This is a genomic window from Micromonospora sp. CNZ303, assembly GCF_004345505.1.
On record NZ_SLVT01000026.1, the window covers coordinates 25,046 to 49,392 of the forward strand.

The 24,347-nt window shown below is 72.1% G+C and carries 25 protein-coding genes; 6 read left to right on the top strand and 19 right to left on the bottom strand.

The window, feature by feature from the left end:
* Positions 1-49: 49 nt before the first annotated feature.
* The 7 genes from era to EV374_RS29380 form a co-directional block, all read right to left on the bottom strand.
* A complete protein-coding gene (era, locus tag EV374_RS29350) occupies positions 50-946 on the bottom strand; it encodes a GTPase Era (RefSeq protein WP_132240403.1) in 897 nt (298 codons plus the stop codon).
* A complete protein-coding gene (locus EV374_RS29355; protein WP_132240404.1) occupies positions 943-1,329 on the bottom strand; it encodes a cytidine deaminase in 387 nt (128 codons plus the stop codon). The genes era and EV374_RS29355 overlap by 4 nt, the downstream gene beginning before the upstream one ends.
* Positions 1,322-2,734, bottom strand: a complete 1,413-nt coding sequence (locus EV374_RS29360) for a hemolysin family protein (RefSeq protein WP_132240462.1) — start codon at positions 2,732-2,734, stop codon at positions 1,322-1,324. Before EV374_RS29360 ends, EV374_RS29355 begins: the two co-directional genes overlap by 8 nt.
* Complete coding sequence (ybeY, locus tag EV374_RS29365) at positions 2,710-3,183, bottom strand: rRNA maturation RNase YbeY (protein ID WP_132240405.1); 474 nt, start codon at positions 3,181-3,183, stop codon at positions 2,710-2,712. The genes EV374_RS29360 and ybeY overlap by 25 nt, the downstream gene beginning before the upstream one ends.
* A gap of 14 nt (positions 3,184-3,197) precedes the next feature.
* Positions 3,198-4,253: a PhoH family protein gene (locus EV374_RS29370; RefSeq protein ID WP_132240406.1), complete on the bottom strand. Its 1,056-nt coding sequence runs from the start codon at positions 4,251-4,253 to the stop codon at positions 3,198-3,200.
* Between the two features lie 207 nt (positions 4,254-4,460).
* Positions 4,461-5,837 carry a serine hydrolase domain-containing protein gene (locus EV374_RS29375; protein WP_132240407.1) on the bottom strand — a complete coding sequence of 459 codons (1,377 nt, stop codon included), beginning with the start codon at positions 5,835-5,837 and terminating at the stop codon, positions 4,461-4,463.
* Complete coding sequence (locus EV374_RS29380; RefSeq protein WP_132240408.1) at positions 5,834-6,193, bottom strand: histidine triad nucleotide-binding protein; 360 nt, start codon at positions 6,191-6,193, stop codon at positions 5,834-5,836. The genes EV374_RS29375 and EV374_RS29380 overlap by 4 nt, the downstream gene beginning before the upstream one ends.
* 93 nt (positions 6,194-6,286) lie before the next feature.
* On the opposite strand from EV374_RS29380, the gene EV374_RS29385 reads away from it, so the two are divergent.
* Together EV374_RS29385 and ppk2 are read left to right on the top strand one after the other, a co-directional pair.
* Positions 6,287-7,048, top strand: a complete 762-nt coding sequence (locus EV374_RS29385; protein WP_121400873.1) for an SDR family NAD(P)-dependent oxidoreductase — start codon at positions 6,287-6,289, stop codon at positions 7,046-7,048.
* A gap of 74 nt (positions 7,049-7,122) precedes the next feature.
* The gene (gene ppk2 / locus EV374_RS29390) at positions 7,123-8,031 is read left to right on the top strand and encodes a polyphosphate kinase 2 (RefSeq protein WP_132240409.1); all 909 of its coding nucleotides are present in this window, start codon (positions 7,123-7,125) and stop codon (positions 8,029-8,031) included.
* Positions 8,032-8,142: 111 nt separating this feature from the next.
* Here ppk2 and EV374_RS29395 read toward each other — a convergent pair whose 3' ends face one another.
* From EV374_RS29395 to hrcA, 3 genes are all read right to left on the bottom strand, one after another.
* On the bottom strand, positions 8,143-8,877 hold the full coding sequence (locus EV374_RS29395; RefSeq protein ID WP_132240410.1) for a 16S rRNA (uracil(1498)-N(3))-methyltransferase: 735 nt from the start codon (positions 8,875-8,877) through the stop codon (positions 8,143-8,145).
* A gap of 47 nt (positions 8,878-8,924) precedes the next feature.
* Positions 8,925-10,070, bottom strand: a complete 1,146-nt coding sequence (dnaJ, locus tag EV374_RS29400) for a molecular chaperone DnaJ (RefSeq protein WP_192581261.1) — start codon at positions 10,068-10,070, stop codon at positions 8,925-8,927.
* A gap of 73 nt (positions 10,071-10,143) precedes the next feature.
* Positions 10,144-11,166, bottom strand: a complete 1,023-nt coding sequence (gene hrcA / locus EV374_RS29405) for a heat-inducible transcriptional repressor HrcA (RefSeq protein WP_132240411.1) — start codon at positions 11,164-11,166, stop codon at positions 10,144-10,146.
* A 244-nt stretch (positions 11,167-11,410) separates the two neighbouring features.
* On the opposite strand from hrcA, the gene EV374_RS29410 reads away from it, so the two are divergent.
* Positions 11,411-12,127 (top strand): DUF4870 domain-containing protein, encoded by a 717-nt coding sequence (locus EV374_RS29410; RefSeq protein WP_132240412.1) that lies wholly within the window; start codon positions 11,411-11,413, stop codon positions 12,125-12,127.
* Positions 12,128-12,167: 40 nt separating this feature from the next.
* Here EV374_RS29410 and hemW read toward each other — a convergent pair whose 3' ends face one another.
* A complete protein-coding gene (hemW, locus tag EV374_RS29415) occupies positions 12,168-13,391 on the bottom strand; it encodes a radical SAM family heme chaperone HemW (protein WP_132240413.1) in 1,224 nt (407 codons plus the stop codon).
* Between the two features lie 20 nt (positions 13,392-13,411).
* Between hemW and EV374_RS29420 the strand changes: the two genes are divergently transcribed.
* The 3 genes from EV374_RS29420 (at position 13,412) to EV374_RS29430 (ending at position 16,378) form a co-directional block, all read left to right on the top strand.
* A complete protein-coding gene (locus EV374_RS29420; protein ID WP_132240414.1) occupies positions 13,412-14,215 on the top strand; it encodes an enoyl-CoA hydratase-related protein in 804 nt (267 codons plus the stop codon).
* A 178-nt stretch (positions 14,216-14,393) separates the two neighbouring features.
* On the top strand, positions 14,394-15,254 hold the full coding sequence (locus tag EV374_RS29425) for a hypothetical protein (RefSeq protein WP_132240415.1): 861 nt from the start codon (positions 14,394-14,396) through the stop codon (positions 15,252-15,254).
* Positions 15,255-15,442: 188 nt separating this feature from the next.
* The gene (locus EV374_RS29430; protein WP_132240463.1) at positions 15,443-16,378 is read left to right on the top strand and encodes a phytanoyl-CoA dioxygenase family protein; all 936 of its coding nucleotides are present in this window, start codon (positions 15,443-15,445) and stop codon (positions 16,376-16,378) included.
* An 86-nt stretch (positions 16,379-16,464) separates the two neighbouring features.
* Here EV374_RS29430 and EV374_RS29435 read toward each other — a convergent pair whose 3' ends face one another.
* The 8 genes from EV374_RS29435 to EV374_RS29470 all read right to left on the bottom strand — a co-directional run bounded on the left by EV374_RS29435 (position 16,465) and on the right by EV374_RS29470 (position 24,220).
* Complete coding sequence (locus EV374_RS29435) at positions 16,465-17,106, bottom strand: MOSC domain-containing protein (RefSeq protein ID WP_132240416.1); 642 nt, start codon at positions 17,104-17,106, stop codon at positions 16,465-16,467.
* A gap of 48 nt (positions 17,107-17,154) precedes the next feature.
* The gene (locus EV374_RS29440) at positions 17,155-18,012 is read right to left on the bottom strand and encodes a carbohydrate ABC transporter permease (RefSeq protein WP_132240417.1); all 858 of its coding nucleotides are present in this window, start codon (positions 18,010-18,012) and stop codon (positions 17,155-17,157) included.
* Positions 18,009-18,995, bottom strand: coding sequence for a carbohydrate ABC transporter permease (locus tag EV374_RS29445; RefSeq protein WP_132240418.1), 987 nt, complete (start codon positions 18,993-18,995; stop codon positions 18,009-18,011). The genes EV374_RS29440 and EV374_RS29445 overlap by 4 nt, the downstream gene beginning before the upstream one ends.
* The gene (locus tag EV374_RS29450; RefSeq protein WP_132240419.1) at positions 18,992-20,281 is read right to left on the bottom strand and encodes a sugar ABC transporter substrate-binding protein; all 1,290 of its coding nucleotides are present in this window, start codon (positions 20,279-20,281) and stop codon (positions 18,992-18,994) included. Before EV374_RS29450 ends, EV374_RS29445 begins: the two co-directional genes overlap by 4 nt.
* Before the next feature lie 228 nt (positions 20,282-20,509).
* The gene (locus EV374_RS29455) at positions 20,510-20,797 is read right to left on the bottom strand and encodes a GlsB/YeaQ/YmgE family stress response membrane protein (protein ID WP_132240420.1); all 288 of its coding nucleotides are present in this window, start codon (positions 20,795-20,797) and stop codon (positions 20,510-20,512) included.
* A gap of 257 nt (positions 20,798-21,054) precedes the next feature.
* Complete coding sequence (locus EV374_RS29460; protein WP_121400214.1) at positions 21,055-21,342, bottom strand: GlsB/YeaQ/YmgE family stress response membrane protein; 288 nt, start codon at positions 21,340-21,342, stop codon at positions 21,055-21,057.
* 335 nt (positions 21,343-21,677) lie between these two features.
* Entirely contained in the window at positions 21,678-23,555 is a 1,878-nt protein-coding gene (lepA, locus tag EV374_RS29465; RefSeq protein WP_132240421.1) for a translation elongation factor 4, read from the bottom strand.
* 128 nt (positions 23,556-23,683) lie between these two features.
* Positions 23,684-24,220 (bottom strand): DUF4240 domain-containing protein, encoded by a 537-nt coding sequence (locus EV374_RS29470; RefSeq protein ID WP_132240422.1) that lies wholly within the window; start codon positions 24,218-24,220, stop codon positions 23,684-23,686.
* Between the last annotated feature and the right edge of the window lie 127 nt (positions 24,221-24,347).

Genomic DNA, 24,347 nt, shown 5'->3' on the forward strand with positions numbered 1-24,347 from the left:
GTGTCGGACGGGCTCCGGGCCGGGACGCGGCGCGTCCCGGCCCATGTCGTCAGAAGCCCAACTTGCGCAGCTGCTTCGGATCCCGCTGCCAGTCCTTCGCCACCCGGACGTGCAGGTCGAGGTAGACCCGGGTGCCGAGCAGCTCCTCGATCTGCCGGCGCGCGGTGGTGCCCACATGCTTGAGCCGGCTCGCCCGGTGGCCGATCACGATCGCCTTCTGGCTGGGTCGCTCGACGTAGACGTCGGCATAGATCTTCATGAGCCGGCCCTCGGGGACCATCTCCTCGACGACCACCGCGATGGAGTGCGGCAGCTCGTCGCGGACGCCCTCCAGGGCGGCCTCCCGGATCAGCTCGGCGACCAGCACCTGCTCCGGGTCGTCGGTGAGCATGTCGTCGGGATAGAGCTGCGGCGACTCGGGCAGGTAGCCGGTCATCACGTCGACCAGGGTGTCCACCTGGTGCCCGGAGACCGCGCTGACCGGCACCACCTCGGCGAACTCGCCCAGCTCGCTGACCGCGATCAGTTGCTCGGCCAGCCGCTTGCGGTCCACCAGGTCGGTCTTCGTGACCACCGCCAGCACGGTGGCCTTCAACTCGGCCAGCTCGCCGGTGATGAACCGGTCGCCCCGCCCGATCGGCTCGTCCGCCGGGATGCAGAGGCCGATCACGTCGACCTCGCTCCAGGTCTGCCGGACCAGGTCGTTGAGGCGCTCGCCGAGCAGCGTACGGGGGCGGTGCAGGCCCGGGGTGTCGACCAGCACGAGCTGGGACTCCGGGCGGTGCAGGACGGCCCGGATGATGTGCCTGGTCGTCTGCGGCTTGTTCGAGGTGATGGCGATCTTCTGCCCGACGATCGCGTTGGTCAGCGTCGACTTGCCGGCGTTCGGCCGGCCGACGAAACAGGCGAACCCGGCCCGGTAGGGGCGCGGCTGGAGATCGCTCACTCGACCACCGTGCCGAGGACGGACCCGTCCGGGGCGGCCACGTGGACCGGCGCGTCCGCGGCGAGGTCGCGTACCGCCGCGTGCCCCGCGCCGTCCAGCGTCGACGCCTCGGTGACCACCACGGCGGCCTCCAGCCGGGTCGCGCCGGCCGCCACCGCGGACGCCACCGCGAGCTGGAGCGCGGTGATCGTCAACGAGGGCAGCGACACGCTGGCCGCGGCGTACGTCCGACCGTCCTGGTCGCGGACCGCCGCGCCCTCCACGGCGCCCACCCGGCCACGCGCGCCACGCGCCAGGACGACCAGCTTGCCGTCCTCGGCGCTCAGCTCGACCGGGTCGGACGGGGTGGGCCGGGCGGCCGGTACGGCGGGTGACTCAGGCATCGGCGGGTTGCCTCTCCTCGGATCGGTTCGTGTCGTCCCGGGGCTCGGCGTGCTCGCCACGCCCCGGGCCGTTCTGCGTGTCGGTCGACTCCGCCCGGCTCACCAGCACGGTGTCGATCCGGTTGCGTCGGCCGGTGGTGCCCTCGGCGACCAACTGGAGCCCGGCGACCTCGACCTGCGCCCCGGGGATCGGGACCCGGCCCAGGGACTGGGCCAGCAGGCCGCCGACGGTCTCCACCTCGTCGGTGGGGAGGTCGGTGTCGAACAGCTCGCCCAGATCCTCCACCGGGAGCCGCGCGGTGACCCGCACCGCCCCGTCGTCGAGGTGCTCGACCGGCGGGCGCTCGACATCGTACTCGTCGGTGATCTCACCGACGATCTCCTCCAGGATGTCCTCGATGGTGACCAGCCCGCCGGTGCCGCCGTACTCGTCGACGACGATGACCAGGTGGTTGCGGGCGGCCTGCATCTCCGAGAGCAGGTCGTCGACCGGCTTGGACTCGGGCACGAAGGTGGCGGGGCGCATCAGCTCGGCGACCGGGAGCTGCCGGTCCTCCGGGGCACCGCCCTGGGTCCGCCGGATCAGGTCCTTGAGGTAGAGCACGCCGAGCACGTCGTCGACGCTCTCGCCGATCACCGGGATGCGGGAGAAACCGGAGCGCAGAAAGAGCGCCAACGCCTGGGAGAGCGTCTTGCGTTCCTCTATCCACACCATCTCGGTACGCGGCACCATCACCTCCCGGGCGATGGTGTCGCCGAGCGCGAAGACCGAGTGGATCATCTGCCGCTCGCCGTGCTCCACGACACCGCGCTGCTCGGCCAGGTCGACCAGCTCGCGCAGCTCCACCTGGGTGGCGAACGGCCCCTCCCGGAAGCCCCGGCCCGGCGTGACCGCGTTGCCGATCAGGATCAGCAGCGAGGCGAGCGGGTTGAGCGCCCGGCCCAGCCAGCGGACCAACGGCGCCACGGACCGCCCGACCACGTACGCGTGCTGCCGACCGATGGTCCGGGGGCCGACCCCGACCACCACGAAGCTGATCACGGTCATCGCGCCGGCGGTGACCAGCGCCGCGCGCCAGCCCGCGCCGAAGGTGTCGACCGCGACCAGCGCCACCAGGGTGGTGGCGGTCAGCTCGGCGAGCAGCCGCAGCAGGAGCAGGAGGTTGAGGTGGCGGACCACGTCCCCGGCGACGGCCTGGAGCGTCCGTGCGCCCCGCGCGCCGTCGCGGGCCAGCTCGGCGGCGCGGGCGGGCGAGACCGCGGCGAGGGCCGCTTCGGTCATGGCGATGAGGCCGGCCAGCACCACCAGGCCGGCCGCGAAGACCAACAGTTGCAGGTCGGGCAGGCCGGTGGCGGCGGCCGCCAGTGTCGGGGTGGCCATCACCGGGACCGGGTCGACCGCCAGCTCGCCAGCAGCCGGGCCTGGAGGGCGAACATCTCCCGTTCCTCCTCCGGCTCGGCGTGGTCGTAGCCGAGCAGGTGCAGCACCCCGTGCACGGTGAGCAGGTGCAGCTCGTCGGCGGCGGCGTGCCCGGCGGTGGCCGCCTGCTTGGCCGCCACCTCCGGGCAGAGCACGATGTCGCCGAGCAGCGCGGGCTCGCCGCCGGCGGCGGACGTCTCGCCGGGCCCGTGGTCGACGCTGCCCTCGTCCATGGGGAAGGCGAGCACGTCGGTCGGGCCGTCGCCGCCCATCCACCGGTGGTTGAGCTCGGTCATGTAGTCGATGTCGACCAGCAGCACGGACAGCTCGGCGAGGGGGTTGACCCCCATCTCGTCGAGGGCGTGCCGGGCCACGGCGAGCACGGCGTCGGTGTCGACGTCGACACCCGACTCGTTGGCGATCTCGATGGACACAGTCTTCCCTCGGTCTAGCGGCGCCGGCCGGCCCGGCCGCCCTGGGCGGACCGCCCCGGCACGGCGTGCACGCTCTGCGCCTGCTGGTTCTCCCGCTCGTCCCAGCGGGCGTACGCGTCGACGATCTCCCCGACCAGCCGGTGGCGGACCACGTCGGAGCTGGAGAGCTCGGCGAAGTGCACGTCCTCCACGTTCTCCAGGATCTCCCGGACCACCCGCAGGCCGCTGGTCGTGCCGCCGGGGAGGTCCACCTGGGTGACGTCACCGGTGACGACGATCTTGGAATTGAAGCCGAGCCGGGTGAGGAACATCTTCATCTGCTCGGGCGTGGTGTTCTGCGCCTCGTCGAGGATGATGAAGGCGTCGTTGAGGGTCCTGCCCCGCATGTACGCCAGCGGCGCGACCTCGATCGTGCCCGCCGCCATCAGCTTGGGGATGGAATCCGGGTCGAGCATGTCATGCAGCGCGTCGTAGAGCGGGCGCAGGTAGGGGTCGATCTTCTCGTTGAGCGTGCCGGGCAGGAACCCGAGCCGCTCCCCCGCCTCGACCGCCGGCCGGGTCAGGATGATCCGGTTGACCTGCTTGGCCTGCAACGCCTGGACGGCCTTCGCCATCGCCAGATAGGTCTTGCCGGTGCCGGCGGGGCCGATGCCGAAGACGATGGTGTGCGCGTCGATCGCGTCGACGTAGCGCTTCTGCCCCAGCGTCTTGGGACGGATGGTGCGGCCGCGCCGGGAGAGGATGTTGAGCGTCAGGACCTCGGCGGGCCGCTCGGCGCCGCCCTGCTCGAGCATGCCGACGGTACGCCGGACGGCGTCAGTGGTCAGGGTCTCGCCTTTCTCGATGAGTTCCAGCAGCTCGCTGAAGATCCGCTCGGCGAGGGCGTTGTCGGCGGGGGCGCCGGTGATGGTGATCTCGTTGCCCCGGACGTGCACGTCGCTGTTGACCGAGCGCTCGACCAGTCGCAGGATCTCGTCACCCGCGCCGAGCAGGTTGACCATGATCTTGGAATCCGGGACGGTGATCCTGGTCTGCACCCGGGGCGGGCCGGGAGGTGGGGTGCCGGTCATAGGTCGGGCCGAGGGGCCCTGCGCACCTGCTCTCGATCTCGGCGCCGGCCTGCTGGCGCGGCGCGCTGACGTTCCTGCCATCTTATCTTTCCAACAGCGGTGGCACCCTGCCCATTTCCGCGCGTGAAGCACGGGCGGACCGGTCACCTCGTCCGCGGCCGGGGCGGACCGGACGGGGCGGGTCCTCGGCCCGTCCGGTCGCGCGCGTCAGGAGCCGGCCCGGAAGTCGTACCGCTCGAAGGTCTCCTGGTGCCGGGTGAACCGGTAGGTCGCCCAGTGCATCCGGACCACCGTGCCGTGCTCGTCCCGGGTCAGCCGGAGCAGCTCCCCCGCCTCCCGGCCGGAGACCGTGCGGAACACGTCCGGCCGGTCCGGCAGCGCGACGAAGACCGACGGCGGCTTGCCCGCCGGATCGTCGGCGCCCCGGGCCCGCAGCTCGCCGTCGTGCCAGGAGAAGACGTACTCGAAACCCTCCCCCCACCAGCGGCCGAGCAGCCCGCGTACGCCCTCGGGGGCGGGCGGGCCCGGCTGCCACGGCGTGACGTCGGCGGGGTCGTGCTCGACCGCGGCGGCGAGCAGCCGGTGCGGCAGGTCGAGGACCTCGCCGGCGGTGCCGGAGGAGCCCAGCACCGCGACGCCCATCGCGCCGGGGGTGCCCTTCCCGCCCCGCCGTCCGTAGACGCTGGCCAGGAAGCCGGGCATCGCGCCGTAGTGCCCGACGTGCATGATCCGTTCGCCCTGCGGCACCAGGATCAGGCCGAGCCCGAAGCCGTCGGCCCAGAGCGTCTCGTCGGTGACCGTCGCCGGCCAGCACATCTCGTCGAGCGTGGCCGGGGCCAGCACGGCGCCGGCCGGGTCCAGCGCCGCCGGGTCGGCGAGGAAGGCCGCCCAGCGGGCCATGTCGGAGGCGGTGCTCCAGAGCTGCGCCGCCGGACCGAGCGCCCCGAAGTCGGTCGGCGGCTCGGGGCGCGCCTCGTCGGAGTAGGCGTCGACCAGGAACCCCGTCGCGGCGTGCGGTCCGGGTTCCGTCGAGGTCCCGGCCAACCCCAGCGGGGTCAGCACCCGCTCGGCGAGCGCCTCCGCCCAGGTGCCGCCCCGCAGGTGGCCGACGAGCCGGCCGAGCAGCGCCATGCCGAGGTTCGAGTAGTGGTAGCGGCGGCCCGGGGGCAGCACCCGCTCGGCCCGGGCCAGGTCGGCGACCAGCCCGTCGGCGTCCGGCGTGCGCAGGGTGTCCCAGACGTCGCCGTACGGCTCGCGTTGCAGGCCGGCGGTGTGCGACAGCAGCCGGCGCACCGTCAGCTCGCCGTGGGCCGGCAGGTCCAGGTGCCGGTCCAGCGGGTCGTCCAGGTCGAGCAGGCCGTCGTCGCGGCACTGGAGGGTCAGCACGGCGGTGAACGTCTTCGTGACCGACCCGATCCGGAACCGGGTGCCCGGCCCCAGCTCGGTGTCGTTGCCGGTCCCGCCGACGGCGCACGTCCAGAGCGGGCGGTCCGCCCGGTGCAGGGCCGCCGACACCGCCGGCACCCGGGCCTGCGCCTGGACCGTCCGGACCATCCGCGACAGGCGGTCGTCGACCACCGTCACGCGAGGTTCCGGGCCAGCATCGGGCCCAGCGGCGCCCCGCCGAGCACGTGCGCGTGCACGTGGAAGACCTCCTGGCCGCCGTACGCGCCGGTGTTGAACATCAGCCGGAAGCCGTCGCCGAGCAGTCCCTCGTCCTCGGCCACGGTGGCGGCCGTGGCGAGCACCTCCCCGGCCAGCGCCGGATCGCCCTGGGCGAGCGCCGCCACGTCGGCGTAGTGCTCCTTCGGAATGACCAGCACGTGCACCGGCGCCTTCGGGTCGATGTCGCGGAAGGCGAGCGTGGTGGCGGTTTCCCGGACGATCGTGGCCGGAATCTCACCGGCGACGATGCGGCAGAAGAGGCAGTCGGTTCCCATGCGGGGCAGTGTAAGGAAGGGCACCTTGTCAACGCCTTCGGTAGAGGAAGGGCCCCTTCCTTGCACCCGGGGTGGGCAGGCATGATGGCCGGCGTGACTTCACGGGCGGTACTGGTGACGGGGGCCTCGCGCGGCATCGGGCGGGCGGTGGCGACCGCGTTCGCGGCGGGCGGCGACCGGGTGGCGATCCACCACCGGGACTCGGCGGAGCTGGCCGAGCGGCTACGCGCCGAACTGCCCGGTGAGGGGCACGTCGTGGTCCGCGCCGACCTCACCGACCCGGACGCAGTACGGGCCATGGTCGACGAGGCGGCCGGCCTGCTCGGCGGGCTCGACGTGCTGGTCAACAACGCCGGGGTGTACGGCGAGCGGGACGCCCCGCACCCGGTCTTCGGCGCCTCCTACGAGCAGTGGCGCGCGCAGTGGCGGCAGGTGCTGGAGACCAACCTGACCGGCGCGGGCAACGTCATCTGGTGCGCCGCGCAGCACATGCGCGACCGGGGCGGCCGGATCGTCAACGTCTCCTCCCGCGGGGCGTTCCGGGGCGAGCCGGAGCAGCCGGCGTACGGGGCGAGCAAGGCGGGGCTGAACGCGCTGGGGCAGTCGTTGGCGGTGGCCCTCGCCCCGTACGGCATCACGATCGCGACGGTCGCCCCTGGCTTCGTGGAGACCGACATGACCACCGGACACCTGAGCGGGGAACGGGGCGCCGCGATCCGGGCGCAGAGCCCGTTCAACCGGGTGGCCCGTCCCGAGGAGATCGCCGCCGCCGTGCACTGGCTCGCCTCCCCGCAGGCGGAGTGGGCCTCCGGCACCATCGTCGACCTCAACGGCGCCTCCTACCTGCGCAGCTGACCGGCTTCGTTCCTCAGCGAACTCCCAGCGTGGCGGGGGTGACGGTGGGTACTGCCGGGGTAAGGGTTGCCGGCATGACGGACAGCGTGCTGGACCTCACCGACGACTACCAGGTGGTCGACGGTCACGACGACGATCCCGTACTGCTGCGCCCGGACGGCAGCCCGGTGGACACCTGGCGGGAGGACTACCCGCACGACGAGCGCATGGAGCGCACGGAGTACGACCACCACAAGCGGCTGCTCCAGATCGAGCTGCTGAAGCTCCAGGACTGGATCCGGGAGTCCGGCGAGCGTCTCGTGATCCTCTTCGAGGGGCGCGACGCGGCCGGCAAGGGCGGAACGATCAAGCGCTTCATGGAACACCTCAATCCGCGCGGCGCGTCCGTGGTTGCCCTGGCCAAGCCGAACGAGCGGGAGTCCACCCAGTGGTACTTCCAGCGGTGGCTCGGGCACCTGCCGGCGGCCGGCGAGATCGTGCTGTTCGACCGGTCCTGGTACAACCGCGCCGGGGTGGAGCGGGTGATGGGCTTCTGCACCCGCAAGGAGTACCTCGAGTTCCTCCGCCAGGCCCCCGAACTGGAGAGGATGCTGGTGCGCTCGGGCATCCGCCTGGTCAAGTTCTGGTTCTCGGTGTCCCAGAACGAACAACGCACCCGGTTCGCCGTCCGCCAGGTCGACCCGGTGCGGCAGTGGAAGCTCTCCGACATGGACATCGCCTCGCTCGACAAGTGGGACGAGTACACCGAGGCCAAGGAGGCGATGTTCTTCTACACGGACACCGCCGACGCACCGTGGACGGTGTTGAAGAGCAACGACAAGAAGCGGGCCCGGATCGAGGCGATGCGCCACGTGCTGAGCCGCTTCGACTACACCGACAAGGACCACGAGGTGGTCGGCGTACCGGACCCGCTGATCATCGGCCCGGCCGGGCTGGACCTGGACCCGGAGGAGCAGACGGTGCACGTCTTTCCCAGGCTCTGACCTCCGCCGGACGCGCGCCCCGACCAGGCGGGACGCGACACGCCGGCGACGGTCGCCGACCAGGCTGGTACCGCTCGTGACCGACCCCGTCGGGTCGGGTGCCGCCGGCGGTCACCAGTGGCCGAGGCGGGCGGCCAGGACACTGAGGGCAGCCACCCCGGCGGTCGACGTACGCAGCACCGAGGGCCCCAGCCGCACCGGCCGGGCGCCGGCCTCGGTGAAGGCGGTCAGCTCGGCCGGGGCGATGCCGCCCTCCGGGCCGACGACCAGCACGATCTCACCGGCGGCGGGCAGCTCGACGGTGGTCAGCCGCTCCCGCGCCTCCTCGTGCAGGACGAACGTCGCGGCGGCGCCCGCGATCCGGCGGGCCACCGTCGCGGTGGACTCGTCGGGGGCGCCGGCCACCACCGGCAGCCACGACCGGCGGGCCTGCTTCGCCGCCTCCCGGGCCGTCGCCACCCACTTCTCCCGGGCCCGGGCGCCCCGGTCGCCGCGCCACTGCGCCACCGAGCGGGACGCCGCCCAGGGCACGATCTCGTCCACCCCGACCTCGGTCATCGCCTGCACGGCCAGCTCGCCCCGGTCGCCCTTGGCGATGCCCTGCACCACGACGAGCCGGGGGACGGCCGCGTCGACGTACCCCCGGGAGACGACGTCGAGTTCGAGGCTGCCCCGGCCGACGGCCGTGACCACCGCGGACGCGGTGCCGCCCCGGCCGTCGGCGAGCAGGAGTTCCTCGCCGACGCGCAGCCGTTGCACCGTGGCGGCGTGGTGCCCCTCGGGGCCGCCCAGGGTGAGCTGGTCGGCGGTGGGCAGCGACTCGACCAGGAACAGCGGCGCGGACACGACGATCAGGCTAGCCGCCCCGGCGGACGCCGGGGCGGTCAGGCCGCTCAGGCGTGGCCGTTGAAGGCGTCGCGCATCCGGGAGAAGAAGCCGCCCTGCTTGGTCAGCTCGGCGACCTCCTCGCCCCGGGTCTTGGCGAAGTCGCGCAGCATCTTCTCCTGGTCGGCGTCGAGCTTGGTGGGGGTGCGCACGTCGAGATGGACGTAGAGGTCACCCCGGCCGGTGCCACGCAGGTGCGGCACGCCCCGGGCGCGCAGCCGCAGCGTGCTGCCCGGCTGGGTGCCGGCCTTGACGTCGACCGTCTCCTCGCTGTCCAGCGTCTTGATGGTCAGCCGGGTGCCGAGGGCCGCCGCGGTCATCGGCACCGTGACGCGGCAGTGCAGGTCGTCGCCCTTGCGGGAGTAGACGTCGTGGGGCCGCTCGTGGATCTCCACGTAGAGGTCGCCGGCCGTGCCGCCGCCCGGACCGACCTCACCCTGCTGGGCGAGGCGGATGCGCATGCCGTCCTCGACGCCGGCCGGGATCTTGACGGTCAGCGAACGCCGGGTGCGGACGCGGCCGTCGCCGGCGCAGGTCGGGCACGGGTGCGGGATGGTGGTGCCGTATCCCTGGCAGACCGTGCACGGCCGGGCGGAGACCACCTGGCCGAGGAAGGTGCGCTGCACGGACTGCACCTCGCCCCGGCCGGCGCACGCCTCACAGGTGGCCAGGTGGGTGCCGGCCGCCGTGCCGGCGCCGGAGCAGGTGGTGCAGAGCACAGCGGTGTCGACGGTGATCGGCGCCTCGACGCCGAACGCGGTCTCGTGCAGGTCCAACTCCAGCCGCAGGATCGCGTCGGCGCCGGGCCGGGTCCGCGGTCGCGGACCCCGCGAACCGCCGGCCGCGCCGCCGAAGAACGCGTCCATGATGTCCTGGAAACCGACGAACGGGCCGGCGCCGCCCGGGCCGCCCGGGCCGCCCGCTCCCCCGCCGCCGGGGGCGAGCGGGTCACCGCCCAGGTCGACGATCTGCCGTTTCCGGTCGTCCGAGAGGACCTCGTACGCGGCGTTGATGTCCTTGAACTTCTCCTGGGCCTCCGGATCCGGATTCACGTCCGGGTGGAACTGCCGCGCCAACTTGCGGTAGGCGCGCTTGATCTCGTCGTCGGAGGCTTCCCGGCTCACGCCGAGAATGCCGTAGTAGTCCCTGGCCACTGCGTTCCGTGTCCTCATGTTCGTCTCGCGTTGCGCCGGTCGGCGGCCGGAGCCGGCCGTCGGCCCTGACTGGTCAGTTCTGGGCCAGCAGCTCGCCCACGTAGCGTGCCACGGCCCGCACCGTGGCGATGGTGCCGGGGTAGTCCATCCGGGTCGGCCCCAGCACGCCGAGGCCGCCGACGCTGGTCGCGCCCGGCCCGTAGCCGGTGCTGACCACCGAGGCGGCGCGCAGGTTGTCGATCTCGTTCTCGTCGCCGATCAGCACCCGCGTCGTGCTCGGCTCCGCCTCGCCGATGAGCTTGAGCATGACGACCTCCTCCTCCAGCGCCTCCAGGATGGGGCGCAGGGAGCCCTGGAAGTCGAGCAGCCCGCCGCGGGTGAGGTTGGCCGTCCCGGCCAGCGCGATCCGCTCCTCGTGCCGCTCGATCAGCGTCTCCAGCAGCACGGTGGAGAGGGTGGTCATGGCCGGGCGCAGGTGCGGCACCGACTCCTCGACGAGCGCCTGCACCAGCGGCGGGGTCTCCGACAGCCGGGTGCCGACCAGCTTCTCGTTGACCAGCCGGCGCAGGTCCGTGACGTCGTCGGCGCGGATCGGCGCGGGCAGCTCGACCAGCCGCTGCTCGACCCGGCCGGTGTCGGCGATCATGACCAGCATCAGCCGGGTGGTGGAGATCGGCACCAGCTCCAGGTGGCGCACCGAGGAACGGGCCAGGCTCGGGTACTGCACGACGGCGACCTGCCGGGTGAGTTGCGCCAGCAGCCGGACGGTGCGGTGCACCACGTCGTCGAGGTCGACGGCGCCGACCAGGAAACGCTCGATCGCCCGCCTTTCGGCCGGGCTGAGCGGCTTCACCCGAGACAGCCGGTCCACGAAGAGCCGGTAGCCCCGGTCGGTGGGCACCCGGCCGGCGCTGGTGTGCGGCTGGCGGATGTAGCCCTCCTCCTCCAGCACGGCCATGTCGTTGCGGACGGTCGCCGGTGAGACCCCCAGCTGGTGCCGCTCGACCAGCGCCTTGCTGCCGACGGGCTCCTGCGTGGCGACGTAGTCCTCGACGATCGCGCGCAGCACGGCGAGCTTGCGGTCGTCGAGACCCATCCTCCCCACCTCCTGTCGCACGTCGGCCCCGGCACGCGGGGGGCCGGGGCGGGCTGCTGGCACTCGACTGTAGCGAGTGCCAGTCTACGTCGGCGGGGCCGCCGACGCGATGATCGACCTGGGGTGATCAGTCCGATCGGCGACCGCGCGGGCCCGCCCGGCGCCCCCGTGGGGCCGGTGTTCCGGGCGTCCCGGCCGGTGTCGCGCTGGTGCCGCCTTGCCGGCTGCCCCTACCGTGACCTTCATGACTGAACCACCTCGCCCTCCCGGCGCGGGGGACCCCGGCTTCCCGCCGGACCCGACCGCCCCGTCGGGGGTTCCCGGCCCCGCCGGCTCCGGCGACCCCACCGCACCACTGTCCGGGGCACCGGGCCCGGGCAGCCATCCTCCACCCGGTGGCTATCCGCCGCCCACCGGTGACCAGCCGCCGTCGGGCGGCTACGGACCGCCCGGCGACTACCCGCCGCCCGGCGGCTACGGACCGCCCGGCGACCACCCACCGTCCGGCGGCTACGGACCGCCCGGAGGCTTCCCCCCGCCCGGCGGCTACGGAGCGCCGGGGGCCGGCTATCCGGCCGGTGGCGGCTACGGACCGCCGACGGGCGGCTACGCCAGCAACGAGGACAAGACCTGGGCCCTGATCGCCCACTTCGGCGGGCCGGTCGGCGTGATCGTCGGCGGCGGCATGCTCGGCTGGCTGGCACCGCTCATCGCGCTGATGGTCCGGGGGCAGCAGTCGCCGACCGCCCGGGCGCACGCCGCCGCGGCGCTGAACTTCCAGCTCACCTGGACGATCGTCGGGGTGCTGAGCTGGGTGGTCACGCTGATCACCTGCGGGGTGCTGTTCTTCGTCCCCATGCTCGTCTGGCTGGTGCCGCTGATCTTCGGCGTCATCGGCGGGCTCAAGGCCAACGAGGGCGTGCTCTACCGCTACCCGCTGACCTACACCTTCACCAAGTGACCCGGGTCGGCCGCTCCCCCGGCCGGCCCCGGCACGCGGTTCAGGGCAGCAGGTCACGCACGACCGCGTCGGCGAGCAGCCGGCCGCGCAGGGTCAGCACGGCCCGCCCGGCCGCGTGCTCGTCGGCGGCCAGCAGCCCGGCGCCGAGGGCCCGCGCGGCACCGGCCCGACCGGCGTCGTCGAGGGCGTCCAGGGGCAGCCCGGAGGCGAGGCGCAGCCGGAGCATGACGTCCTCCATGTGCGCCTCGTCGGCCGTGAGCACCTCGCGGGCCAGGCCGGGCGAGCCGCCCGCCGCCAGCCGCTTCGCGTACGTCGTGGGGTGCTTGACGTTCCACCAGCGCACGCCGCCGACGTGGCTGTGCGCCCCCGGGCCGAGGCCCCACCAGTCGGCCCCGGTCCAGTAGAGCAGGTTGTGCCGGCACCGGGCCGCCTCGTCGCGGGCCCAGTTCGACACCTCGTACCAGGAGAGGCCGGCCGCGCCGAGGGCGGCGTCCGCGGCGAGGTAGCGGTCCGCGGCGACGTCGTCGGAGGGGTACGGCAGCTCGCCGCGCCGCATCCGGGCGGCCAGCCGGGTGCCGTCCTCCACGATCAGGGCGTACGCGCTGACATGGTCCACCCCGGCGGCGACGACCTGGTCGAGGGAGGCGGCGAAGTCGGCCTCGGTCTCTCCCGGCGTGCCGTAGATCAGGTCCAGGTTGACGTGGTCGAACCCGGCGTCGCGGGCTTCGCGGGCGGCAGCGACGGCCCGGCCGGCGCTGTGGGTGCGGTCGAGGATCGCCAGCACCCCCGGCGCGGCGGACTGCATGCCCAGTGAGATCCGGGTGTAGCCGGCGGCCCGCAGCGTCTTCAGCGACTCGGGGGTGACCGACTCCGGATTGGCCTCGGTGGTTACCTCGGCGCCGGGCGCGAGCCCCCAGGTGCGGTCGATGCCGTCGAGGATCCGGGCCAGGTCGTCGGCGGGGAGCAGGGTCGGGGTGCCGCCGCCGACGAAGACCGTGTCCACCCGGGGCGGCGGTGCGTCGCCCAGCACCCGGCGGGCGAGCGCCAGCTCGGCCAGCACGGTGTCGGCGTAGTCCTCCCGGCTGGCCCCGCCGCCCAGTTCGGCGGCCGTGTACGTGTTGAAGTCGCAGTAGCCGCAGCGGCTGGCGCAGAACGGCACGTGCACGTACACGCCGAAGCCACGCTCACCGACGGCGCGGGTGGCGGTGGCGGGCAGCGAGCCGTCGACGGGGACGGTTTCGCCTTCTGGAAGGACGCCGGGCATGGCCACTAGTGTGCCCTTCCATGACCTCTCCCGACGCGCTCGTACGGGTCGCCACGGCCCGTGGGGTGACCACGCTCACCCTGGACAGCCCGCACAACCGCAACGCGCTCTCCACGCCGCTGATGACCCAGCTGCTGGCCGGGCTCGCCGAGGCGGTCGCCGACGACGCCGTACGCGTGATCGTGCTCGACCACACGGGCCCCGTCTTCTGCTCCGGCGCCGACCTGAAGGAGACGGCCGCCGCGTACGCCAGCGGGACCGTGCCCGCCGGGATGCTCGGCGACGTGCTCGCGGCGGTCTGGGAGTGCCCGAAGCCGGTGGTGGCGAAGGTGGCCGGCCCGGCCCGGGCGGGCGGCCTCGGTCTCATCGCGGCGGCCGACCTGGCGGTGTGCGCGCGGGAGGCGACGTTCGCCTTCACCGAGGTGCGGATCGGCGTGGTGCCGGCGGTCATCTCCGCGACCGTGCTGCCCCGCCTGCACCCCCGCGCGGCGGCCGAGCTCTACCTGACCGGCGACACCTTCGACGGCCGGCGGGCGGCCGAGATCGGCCTGGTCACCGCCGCCGTGCCGGCGGACGGACTGGACGCGGCGGTTGCGGGGTACTGCGACTCTCTGGTGCGGGGGGCACCGGGCGCGCTGGCCGGGGCGAAGCAGTTGCTGCGCCGGCCGCCCGCCGGGGACCTGCGGGCGGAGATCGCCGAGCTGTCCACCCTCTCGACCGGGTACTTCCTGTCGGAGGAGGGACGCGAGGGCGTCCTGGCGTTCCGGGAGAAGCGGCCGGCGCGCTGGGTGCCCGCCGACGGCGACGCGGGCGCCGAGGGGTGACACCGGGTGGCGCCGGGGGTGTGGCCGCGCGGGAAGCGGGGACTGCGGGTTGCGTCCCGGCGACCCGCCGGGGGTCCGCCCGGCGGGCCGGTGCCACACCCGGCGCTCGTGGAGAACCGGTCGGACGACCCGGAAGGCACCACGAGGGACGTACGCTTGTCGGACTGTCGATCAGGGGGTGTGGGTGCGTACTCGGGCAGTCGTGGCGGGCGGTGTCGTCCTCGTCGTCCTCGCCGCGGTCGGGATCTGGATCGTCATCCGGCAGATGGGCGGGCAGCTGCGCCTCCCCCTGGCCAGCCGGACCTGCACGGTGCAGGCGGACGGCCGGGTGGCGCTGGACCCCGACCAGATGGCCAACGCGGCGACGATCGCGGCCATCGGCATCCAGCGGAAGATGCCCGAGCGGGCCGTCGTCGTGGCGCTGGCCACCGCCTACCAGGAATCCGGCCTGCGCAACCTCGCGGGCGGCGACCGCGACTCGGTCGGGCTCTTCCAGCAGCGCCCCAGCCAGGGGTGGGGCACCCCGGAGCAGATCCGCGACCCCCGCTACGCGGCTGGCAAGTTCTACGCCGGGCTCAAGAAGGTGCGCGGCTGGGAGCGGATGCGGGTCACCGACGCGGCGCAGAAGGTGCAGCGCTCGGCCTTCCCGGAGGCGTACGAGAAGTGGGCCGACGAGTCCGAGGTGCTGACCCGGGCCCTGGTCGGGCACGCCACCGGCGCGGTCGCCTGCACGGTGGGCCGCGACCCGGCGATGCGCGGCGAGGCCGCGGCGACCGCGCTGACCCGCGGCCTGTCGTTGGACTGGGGCCTGGCCGGCGCGACCACCGCGGCGGACCTGACGGGCCTGACGGTCCCGGCCGCCGACGAGCTGCGGGGCTGGCGGTACGCGCACTGGCTGGTCTCGCACGCCCAGGACCACGGCGTGAAGCGGGTGCGCTTCGGCGACCTGGAGTGGACGGCCCGCGACGGCACCTGGAACCGGACCGACGACACGCCGGCCGCCGGGCGGGTCGTCGCGGAGGTCTTCGCCGAGGCGTAGTGGCCCCGATCTCCTTACCGGCAGTCACCGTGTAAACCGGCATACCCGGCGATAGCTCCCGTCCCGCCACCCGGCTCTGACGGATCGTCACGGCGTCGCTCCCCACAGTCCGGACAACGGTCGCATATCGTGCTGGGCAGTGTCCCGTCCCGGGACCAGCGGGTTACGATCGGCGGCCTGTGCCAGCAATGGTTTCGCCTCATGGGGAGGGGTACGTCGAAGTGTTCGACTACGGCGACCGGACCGGTTACGAACCGATCAGTGACACCGACCGCAAGGAATTCCACGAGCAGGGCTTCCTCCTGCTGCGCAACGTCCTGACGGAGGACCACCGGGCGGCGCTGGAGGCGGCGGTGGACCGCGTCTACGCCGAGGAGAAGGCGAAGGGCACCACCACCAAGGACGGCACCCTGCACCTGCTGGGCTTCCTGGAGCGCGACGAGCTCTTCGGCGACCTGCTGACCCACCCGATCGCCTTCCCGTACATGTGGGGCCTGGCCGGCTGGAACATCTACACCCACCACAACCACCTGGACGTCACCCCGCCGGCGGCGGAGCCGGAGAAGCCCTACTGGGGATGGCACCAGGACGGCTACCGGCAGAACTCCGACCCGGAGACGATGGACCCGAACCTGCCCCGGCCGATGTTCTCGCTCAAGGTGGCCTACGTCCTCTCCGACCTGTCGGAGAACGGCCGGGGCGCCACCAAGGTGATCCCGGGCAGCCACCTGTGGAACTCGCTGCCCCGCCCGGAGGACACCTCCGTGCACAACCCGGACCCGGAGGGCACGGTGGAGATCACCGCCAACCCCGGTGACGCCTTCATCTTCGACCGCCGCCAGTGGCACTCGCGGTCCACCAACCTGTCGACCATCACCCGCAAGATGCTCTTCGTCGGCTACACCTACCGGTGGATCCGGCCGCTGGACGAGCTGCACATCGACAAGGACGGCGAGTGGTGGGCCAACCGCACGCCGGTGCAGCGCCAGCTCTGCGGTGAGGGCACCCACACCGCCAACTACTGGGGCATCAACTGGGACGGCTACATCGACGACGAGATCCCGCTGCGCAAGGAGCTCAAGCAGCGCGGCCTGCTCGACCGCAGCGTGCCCTGGCTGCGCTGAGCCGGTCACCCGGCGCGCGCCGAGCCGACGTCGGACGGGCCCCCTCCCCCACGGGACGGGGCCCGTTCCCGTTCAGCCGCCCGCCGTCAGCTTCGGCCGGCGAGCCGGCGGCGCACCTTCTCCCGGACCCCGTCCGGCAGGTCGGGCGCGTCGAGCAGCCGGGGCAGCAGCTCGGGCTCCAGGCTCAGGGCCCGGAACACCTCGCCGATCGTCACCCCGTGCGCGGGCCGGTCCACCACCTCGACCGGGTCCCCCGCGCCAACCTCCCCCTCGCGCAGCACCCGCAGGTACGCCCCCGGCGTCGCCCGTACCGTGAACCGCTTGATCAGGTCGGGTACGCCCCAGAAGCCGGCGAAGGTGGTGCACGGCGTGCGCGGCTTGGTCACCTGGAGCAGGGCGGACCCGACCGCCCACTGCTCACCGATGACGGCGCCCGTCACGTCCACCGCGTACGTGGTCAGGTTCTCCCCGAAGCCGCCGGGGCGGATGCTGCGGCCCATCTCCCCCGCCCACCAGGACGCGTCCTCCTCGGCGTACGCGTAGACCGCCTGCTCCGGACCGCCGTGGTGGGCGCGTTCGCCGATGAAGTCGCCGGCCACCCCGTCCACGCACAGCAGCACCGGGCCGCCGACCGGCCGCTTGTCGATGCCGCTGCGACCGCTCGCGTCGCCCGCCCATTCCGCCTCGGTCACGCCGCCGAGGTTCACCGAAGCCAGCCTGCCCGTCATGGCGGCCAGCCTAGCCCGCCCCGCAGACCGCCCCGACGCGTGTAAGGGTCAGCCCTTGACGGCGCCGGCCACCAGCCCGGAGACCATCCGCCGCTGCACCAGCAGGAAGAAGATGATCACCGGCAGGGTGAACAGCGTGGACGCGGCCATCACGGGGCCCCAGGCGGTGTCGTCGCGGCCGAAGAAGAACGTCATCGCGACCGGCAGGGTGTAGCTCTCCTGGTCGTTGATGAAGGTCAGCGCGAAGATCAGCTCGTTCCAGGCGGTGATGAACGAGAAGATGCTCGTGGCCACCAGCCCGGGCGCCACCAGCGGGAAGAGGACCTTGCGGAAGGTCTGCGCCCGGGTGGCCCCGTCGATTGCGGCGGCTTCCTCCAGTTCCTTGGGCACCGCGGCGACGAAGCCACGCAGCATCCACACCGCGAACGGCAGCGAGAAGCCGAGGTAGGTGAGGATCAGGCTCGGCAGGGTGTTGTAGAGCCCGAGCCGCTGGATCATCAGGAACAGCGGGATGACCAGCGCCTCCAGCGGGATCATCTGCACTATCAGCAGCATGATCAGGAAGGTGGTCCGCAGCTTGAACCGGAACCGGGCCACGGCGGTGGCGGCCAGCAGTGCCACCAGACCGCTGAGCACCACGGTGGCGACCGCCACCAGCGCGCTGTTGAGGAAGAAGTCGGCGAAGCTGACGCCCGGGATCAGGTTGCCGGTGAGGATCTGCCGGTAGTGCTCCAGGGTCGGCTCGGTGGGCACCGGTCGGGGGGTGGACGAGAAGATCTCCGAACTCGGCTTCAGCGAGGTCGAGATCATCCAGTAGACCGGGAACGCGGCGAAGAGCGCCACCAGCAGCCCCGCGCCGTTGAGCGCGAGTCGCTTCGCGCCCCCGCCGCCTCCGCGTCGCGTCACGCGTCCTCCTCCTGCTTGAGCACCATGCGGACGTAGAGGCCGGTCACCACCAGCAGGATCAGGGTGAGGATCACCGCGATCGCGGCGCCGAGACCGTACTTCGGCGGGGGTGAGAACGCCTCCGCGTACGAGTAGATGGAGAGCATGAACGTCGGCCGGTCCTGCGTGCCGCCGGCCAGCACGAACTGCTGGGTGAAGACCTTGAAGTCCCAGATCGTGGAGAGCACGATCAGGATCCCGAAGACCGGCCGCAGCAGCGGAAAGGTGATCTTCCAGAACACCTTCCACGGTCCGGCCCCGTCGACCCGGGCCGCCTCGTGCAGCTCGCTCGGCACGCTCTTCAGGCCGGCGAGCACGCTGACCGCGATGAACGGGAACGAGTGCCAGACCACCACCAGCGTCAGGATCGAGAAGAACAGCAGCGGCGAGTTGAACCAGCCGTAGCCCGTCCAGTCGCTGCGCCCGAAGAGGCTCTGCGACAGCCCGTCGGGCAACGCGTTGAACAACCAGGTGACCAGGCCGCTGGTGTCGTCGAAGATCCACTTCCAGACGATCGTGCCGGTCAGCGCCGGGGTGGCCCAGGCGAGCATCACGCAACTGGCCACGAAGGCGGCCATCTTCTTGCCGAGCCGGTTGAGCAGCAGCCCGACCAGGGTGCCCAGGACCATCGTGAGCACGACGTTGGCCACCGCGAAGAGCACGGTGTTGCGCAGCACCGTCAGGAAGAACGGATCGCTGAGGATCTCGGCGTAGTTGCCGAAGCCCACCCACGGCCACTCACGGTCGCCGCGCAACTGTCGGACGTTGTTGAGCTGGTGGAAGGACATCACCACCACCTGGCCGAGCGGCCAGAGCAGCAGCACGCCGATGATCACCAGGCAGGGCAGGAGCAGCAGGTAGGGCAGGCGGTCCACCCGGCGACGCCGCCGCGCGGGGGTCTCCCGCGCGGCGGCCGTCTCCGGCGCCTCGGTCAGCGTGGTCACTTGGCGTTGAGGATGCTTTCCATCTCCGCGGCCGCGTCGGCGGTAGCCTTCTCGACCGTCTTCTGACCCTTCATGACCGAGCTGTTCATCGCCTGGGTCACCGTCTTGGTCCGGCTGACCTCCACCCACTTCGGGGTGAGCGGCGTGAGCTTGGTGTTCTGCATCGTGGTGGCGAACGCCGACATGATCTTGTCGTTGGTGTACTTGTCGCCGCCGACCAGGTCCTTGTAGACCGGGAAGAAGCCGAGGCTGTCGGCGAAGGCCTGGTCGTTCTTCTTGTTCACCAGCACGGTCAGGTAGTCCCAGGCGAGGTCCTGCCGCTCGCTGTCCTTCCAGATCGCGACGTCGGAGCCGCCGGCGAAGCCGGGTGCCGCCTTGCCGTCGGGGCCGGGGATCGGGAACGTACCCCAGACCTTCTCGATCTCCGGGTTGTCCTTCTTGATGGCGCCCTGCTGCCAGCTGCCGCCGAAGGCCATCGCCGCCTTGCCGGTGGCGAACTGGGTCCGGGCGTCGATCTCGTTCCAGCCCGCGGCGGCCGGCGGGGCCACCTTGTGCACGGTCACCAGGTCGGTCCAGAACTTGACGGCCTTCTGCGCCTCGGGCGTGTTGTAGCCGGACTTCCAGGAGTCGCCCTGCTGGGTGGCGATCTCCGCGCCGGCGCCCCACAGGAACGAGTAGAAGGGCAGCTCGGAGTTGCCCGGCAGCGCGATGCCGTAGGTGCCCGGCTTCTTGGCCTGCACGGTCTTGGCGGCGGCGACCAGTTCGTCCCAGTTGGTCGGCGGCTTCACGCCCGCCTCGGCGAACCAGTCGGTGCGGTAGTACATCCCCCGGACACCGGCGTACCACGGGACGCCGTACTGCTTGCCGTCGAGCTGGGCGTTCTTGACCAGGTCGGGGAGGAGGTCCTTGCCCTCGGTCCAGCCGTTCATCCGGTCGGTCACGTCGGCCAGCGCCTCCTGTGCCGCCCAGCCCTGGGTCTCGGTGTTGCCCAGCTCGGTGATGTCCGGCCCCTCGCCACCGGCGAGCGCGGCCTGGAACTTCTTCGGCGCCTCGAGCCAGGGGATGTACTGGACCACCACGTCCGTGTCCGGGTGCTTCTGCCGGAACTCGGTCTCGACGCCGTCGAGGAACTTGGTCTGCGCCTCGCTGCCCTCGCCCATCATCCAGACCGTCAGCTTGCTGTTGTCGGCGGCCTTGTCGTCATCGGAGCCACCGCAACCGGCCAGGACCATCGCGGCCGAGGCCACGACGGCAGTGACCGGGGCCAGCCGCTTCCACCTGTTCACGCCACATCTCCCTCGCGCCGCTTGGCACTAACCTTCTCCGCCGCACCTTAGTAGGAAAAATTCCTTTACGACAGTGGGCGGTTGGCGAAAGAGAGGCGACGGTACCGCAGCGGGTCGATCACGCGCGGCCGGGCGCGGGGGCGAAACCGGGCGCACCAAGACGATCTGGGCGTACGCGAAACGGGCGCCCGACCTGTGTGGTCGGACGCCCGTCGAGCGGTACGGGGATTACCGGTGGGTGACGCTGCGGCGACGACCCACACCGGCGACCAGCGCCACGGCGATCGCGGCCAGCACCACCTGGACCAGCAGCTCGCCCCAGTCGATACCGGCGGTCTCCGTGGCGATACCCATCGCCCGGGCCAGCACGGTACCCAGCAGCGCGGCACCGACACCGATCAGCATGTGCAGCCACATCGGCATGTTCTGGCGGCCCGGCACGAGCAGGCGACCCAGAGCGCCGACAATGAGACCGACGATGAGCGCAGTGACGATGCCCCAAACGGTGAGCTCCATGTCGCCCTCCTCCTTGAGAAAGTCAGTTCCACGATCTGTGGTGTTCCTGTCGTGACCGCTAAGTTCCCGACCCGCCGAAATTCCAAACCGCTTTTCTGGGGCACCGGTTCGGCACGCTCCAGAGCGGACTTCCGGCATCGCCGTAGGGCTGCGGGTCCGGCCGGACGGATGCCCCGGAGCGCCCGCGAAGGGCCCGGGGCGTACGCGAAACGGGCGCCCGACCTGTGTGGTCGGACGCCCGTCGAGCGGTACGGGGATTACCGGTGGGTGACGCTGCGGCGACGACCCACACCGGCGACCAGCGCCACGGCGATCGCGGCCAGCACCACCTGGACCAGCAGCTCGCCCCAGTCGATACCGGCGGTCTCCGTGGCGATACCCATCGCCCGGGCCAGCACGGTGCCCAGCAGCGCGGCACCGACACCGATCAGCATGTGCAGCCACATCGGCATGTTCTGGCGGCCCGGCACGAGCAGGCGACCCAGAGCGCCGATGATAAGACCAACGATGAGCGCAGTGACGATGCCCCAAACGGTGAGCTCCACGTCGCCCTCCTCCTTCAAAAAGAATCAGTTCCACGATCTGTGGTGTTCCTGTCGTGACCGCTAAGTTCCCGACCCGCAGAAAACCCAAACCGGTTCGACCGACGAGGACGACGTCGTACATCAATGGCACACGGGCCGGCGACCGCACCCGCGCGATCATTCGCGCAGGTGGCGCCCTTCCCGCCGGCGGGCGGAGCGCGGGGCCACCGGGCTGAAAAATTCCTCCGACGCGAACGGCCGGCGCCCCGGGGCGGGCGGGACCACCGAGGGGTCCGCAGCCCGGCCGGGGCGCCGGCCGTCGTACGTCGTCATCCGCCGGACGCACCGGCGGCGGGTCACTTCTTGCCGGGGGCCTTGGCGTCGCCGGAGTCGGAGGAGAGCGCGGCGATGAAGGCCTCCTGGGGGACCTCCACCCGGCCCACCATCTTCATCCGCTTCTTGCCCTCCTTCTGCTTCTCCAGCAGCTTGCGCTTGCGGCTGATGTCACCGCCGTAGCACTTGGCGAGCACGTCCTTGCGGATCGCCCGGATGGTCTCCCGGGCGATCACCCGGCTGCCGATCGCCGCCTGGATCGGCACCTCGAACTGCTGGCGCGGGATCAGGTTGCGCAGCTTCGCCGCGATCGTGACGCCGTAGTTGTACGCCTTGTCCTTGTGCACGATCGCGCTGAACGCGTCCACCGGCTCGCCGTGCAGCAGGATGTCGACCTTCACCAGGTCGGACGCCTGCTCGGTGGAGGGCTCGTAGTCCAGCGAGGCGTAGCCCTTGGTGCGGCTCTTCAACTGGTCGAAGAAGTCGAAGATGATCTCCGCTAGGGGCAGCGTGTACCGCAGTTCCACCCGGTCGGCGGAGAGGTAGTCCATGCCGAGCAGGCTGCCCCGCCGGCCCTGGCAGAGCTCCATCACCGCGCCGACGTAGTCGTTCGGGGTGAGCACCGTGGCGCGCACGACCGGCTCGTACACCTCGGCGATCTTGCCCGTGGGGTACTCGCTCGGGTTCGTCACGACGATCTCCTGGCCGTCCTCGGTGATGGCCCGGTAGACCACGTTCGGGGCGGTGGAGATGAGGTCGAGGTTGTACTCCCGCTCCAGCCGCTCCCGGATGATCTCCAGGTGCAGCAGGCCCAGGAAGCCGCACCGGAAGCCGAAGCCGAGCGCGCCCGACGTCTCGGGCTCGTAGTCGAGCGCGGCGTCGTTGAGCTTGAGCTTGTCCAGCGCCTCGCGCAGGTTGGGGTAGTCGGAGCCGTCGATCGGATAGAGGCCCGAGTAGACCATCGGCTTCGGATCCTTGTAGCCGCCGAGTGCCTCCTTCGCCGGTCGGGAGTTGATGGTGATCGTGTCACCGACCCGGGACTGGCGGACGTCCTTCACGCCGGTGATCAGGTAACCCACCTCGCCGACGCCGAGCGCGTCGCCCTTCACCATCTCGGGCGAGATGACGCCGATCTCCAGCAGCTCGTGCACGGCGGCGGTGGACATCATCTTGATCCGGTCGCGGGCGCTGATCCGCCCGTCGATGACCCGGACGTAGGTGACCACGCCCCGGTAGACGTCGTAGACCGAGTCGAAGATCATGGCGCGGGCGGGCGCCTCCGCGTCGCCGACCGGGGGCTTGAACTGTCGGACGATCTCGTCGAGCAGGTACGGCACGCCCTCGCCGGTCTTGCCGGAGACCCGGATGCAGTCCGCCGGGTCTCCGCCGATGAGGTGCGCCAGCTCCTCGGCGTACTTCTCCGGCTGGGCGGCCGGCAGGTCGATCTTGTTGAGCACCGGGATGACGTGCAGGTCGTTCTCGAGCGCCAGGTAGAGGTTCGCCAGGGTCTGCGCCTCGATGCCCTGCGCGGCGTCGACCAGCAGGATCGCGCCCTCGCAGGCGGCCAGCGACCGGGACACCTCGTAGGTGAAGTCGACGTGGCCCGGGGTGTCGATCATGTTGAGCACGGCGGTCTCGCCGGCCCGGTCGCCCTCCCGGATGGTCCAGGGCATCCGGACGGCCTGGCTCTTGATCGTGATGCCGCGCTCGCGCTCGATGTCCATCCGGTCGAGGTACTGCGCACGCATCTGCCGGGGGTCGACCACGCCGGTGAGCTGCAACATCCGGTCGGCCAGGGTCGACTTCCCGTGGTCGATGTGGGCGATGATGCAGAAGTTCCGGATGCGCGCCGGGTCGGTGGCACCAGGAGCGTTCGCGCCGGAATCGAGCGTCGGTGGCACAGCGGTCCGTTCTGATCGGCTGACGTGAGCGGGCCGGCACGACGCCGGCTCCCCCTATGCTCCCACGTCGCCGCCGCGCGTCCGCTGCGCGGGCGATCCCCGCCGCCGGGACCACCCCCCGAGTGGGGTCACTCGGCGGGGGGTTCGACGAAGAGGGCGGCGAGCCTGGGCAGCCGCCGCTTCGCCTCCTCCTCGTCGTCGAAGTCCCAGAAGTCGTTGAGGTCGGGCACCGGCGCCGGCTCCGGATCCGCCGGCAACTCGGCGGCGGTGACCCGGCGGTACGCGTCCCACGGCGCCGCCAGCATCTCGGCGGCCGAGAACTCCTCACCGCTGAGCGAGGCCGCCCGCACCTGGGCCAGCCCGGCCAGCGAGTCCGGGTCGGCGACGGCACGTGCGAACACCTCGCGCCCCTGGGTCATCAACCAGCCCCGGAAGTGGTGGAAGCCCTCGTCGGACACGCCACCGTTGATCAGGTAGGCGGCGCCCCAGAGGTCGACCTTGTGCGAGGCGGACAGCACCCGCGCCTGGTGGCGGGCGTACCCGACGATGTCCTCCGGGTCGCGCTCGGCGAGCAGGGCGACGGCCCGCGCGGCGACCGCGCGCGGCTCTCCCCCACCGCCGGCCCGGGCCCGGTCGATCAACTGCCAGAAGTCGTCGGTCCTCATGGCCTGGCAGTCTGGCAGACCGCGCGCCGCCCCCGCCCCGCCCACGGAGACCCCGGCGGGTCGCGGGCGCCAGACGGAGGGGCGGCACGACGCAGTGGATCTGTGTGAGCCCGGGTCAGCGCCTGGC

Bases quoted from the DNA above. Each gene is read 5' to 3' on its own strand.
- EV374_RS29435 (WP_132240416.1), bottom strand. From the start codon at position 17,106: ATGACGGGCAGGCTGGCTTCGGTGAACCTCGGCGGCGTGACCGAGGCG.
- ppk2 (WP_132240409.1), top strand. From the start codon at position 7,123: ATGACGGACAGCGTGCTGGACCTCACCGACGACTACCAGGTGGTCGAC.
- hrcA (WP_132240411.1), bottom strand. From the start codon at position 11,166: ATGGGTCTCGACGACCGCAAGCTCGCCGTGCTGCGCGCGATCGTCGAG.
- EV374_RS29430 (WP_132240463.1), top strand. From the start codon at position 15,443: ATGGTTTCGCCTCATGGGGAGGGGTACGTCGAAGTGTTCGACTACGGC.
- hemW (WP_132240413.1), bottom strand. From the start codon at position 13,391: ATGCCCGGCGTCCTTCCAGAAGGCGAAACCGTCCCCGTCGACGGCTCG.
- EV374_RS29410 (WP_132240412.1), top strand. From the start codon at position 11,411: ATGACTGAACCACCTCGCCCTCCCGGCGCGGGGGACCCCGGCTTCCCG.
- EV374_RS29355 (WP_132240404.1), bottom strand. From the start codon at position 1,329: ATGCCTGAGTCACCCGCCGTACCGGCCGCCCGGCCCACCCCGTCCGAC.
- EV374_RS29470 (WP_132240422.1), bottom strand. From the start codon at position 24,220: ATGAGGACCGACGACTTCTGGCAGTTGATCGACCGGGCCCGGGCCGGC.
- EV374_RS29370 (WP_132240406.1), bottom strand. From the start codon at position 4,253: ATGACCGGCACCCCACCTCCCGGCCCGCCCCGGGTGCAGACCAGGATC.
- EV374_RS29420 (WP_132240414.1), top strand. From the start codon at position 13,412: ATGACCTCTCCCGACGCGCTCGTACGGGTCGCCACGGCCCGTGGGGTG.
- EV374_RS29380 (WP_132240408.1), bottom strand. From the start codon at position 6,193: ATGGGAACCGACTGCCTCTTCTGCCGCATCGTCGCCGGTGAGATTCCG.
- EV374_RS29455 (WP_132240420.1), bottom strand. From the start codon at position 20,797: ATGGAGCTCACCGTTTGGGGCATCGTCACTGCGCTCATCGTCGGTCTC.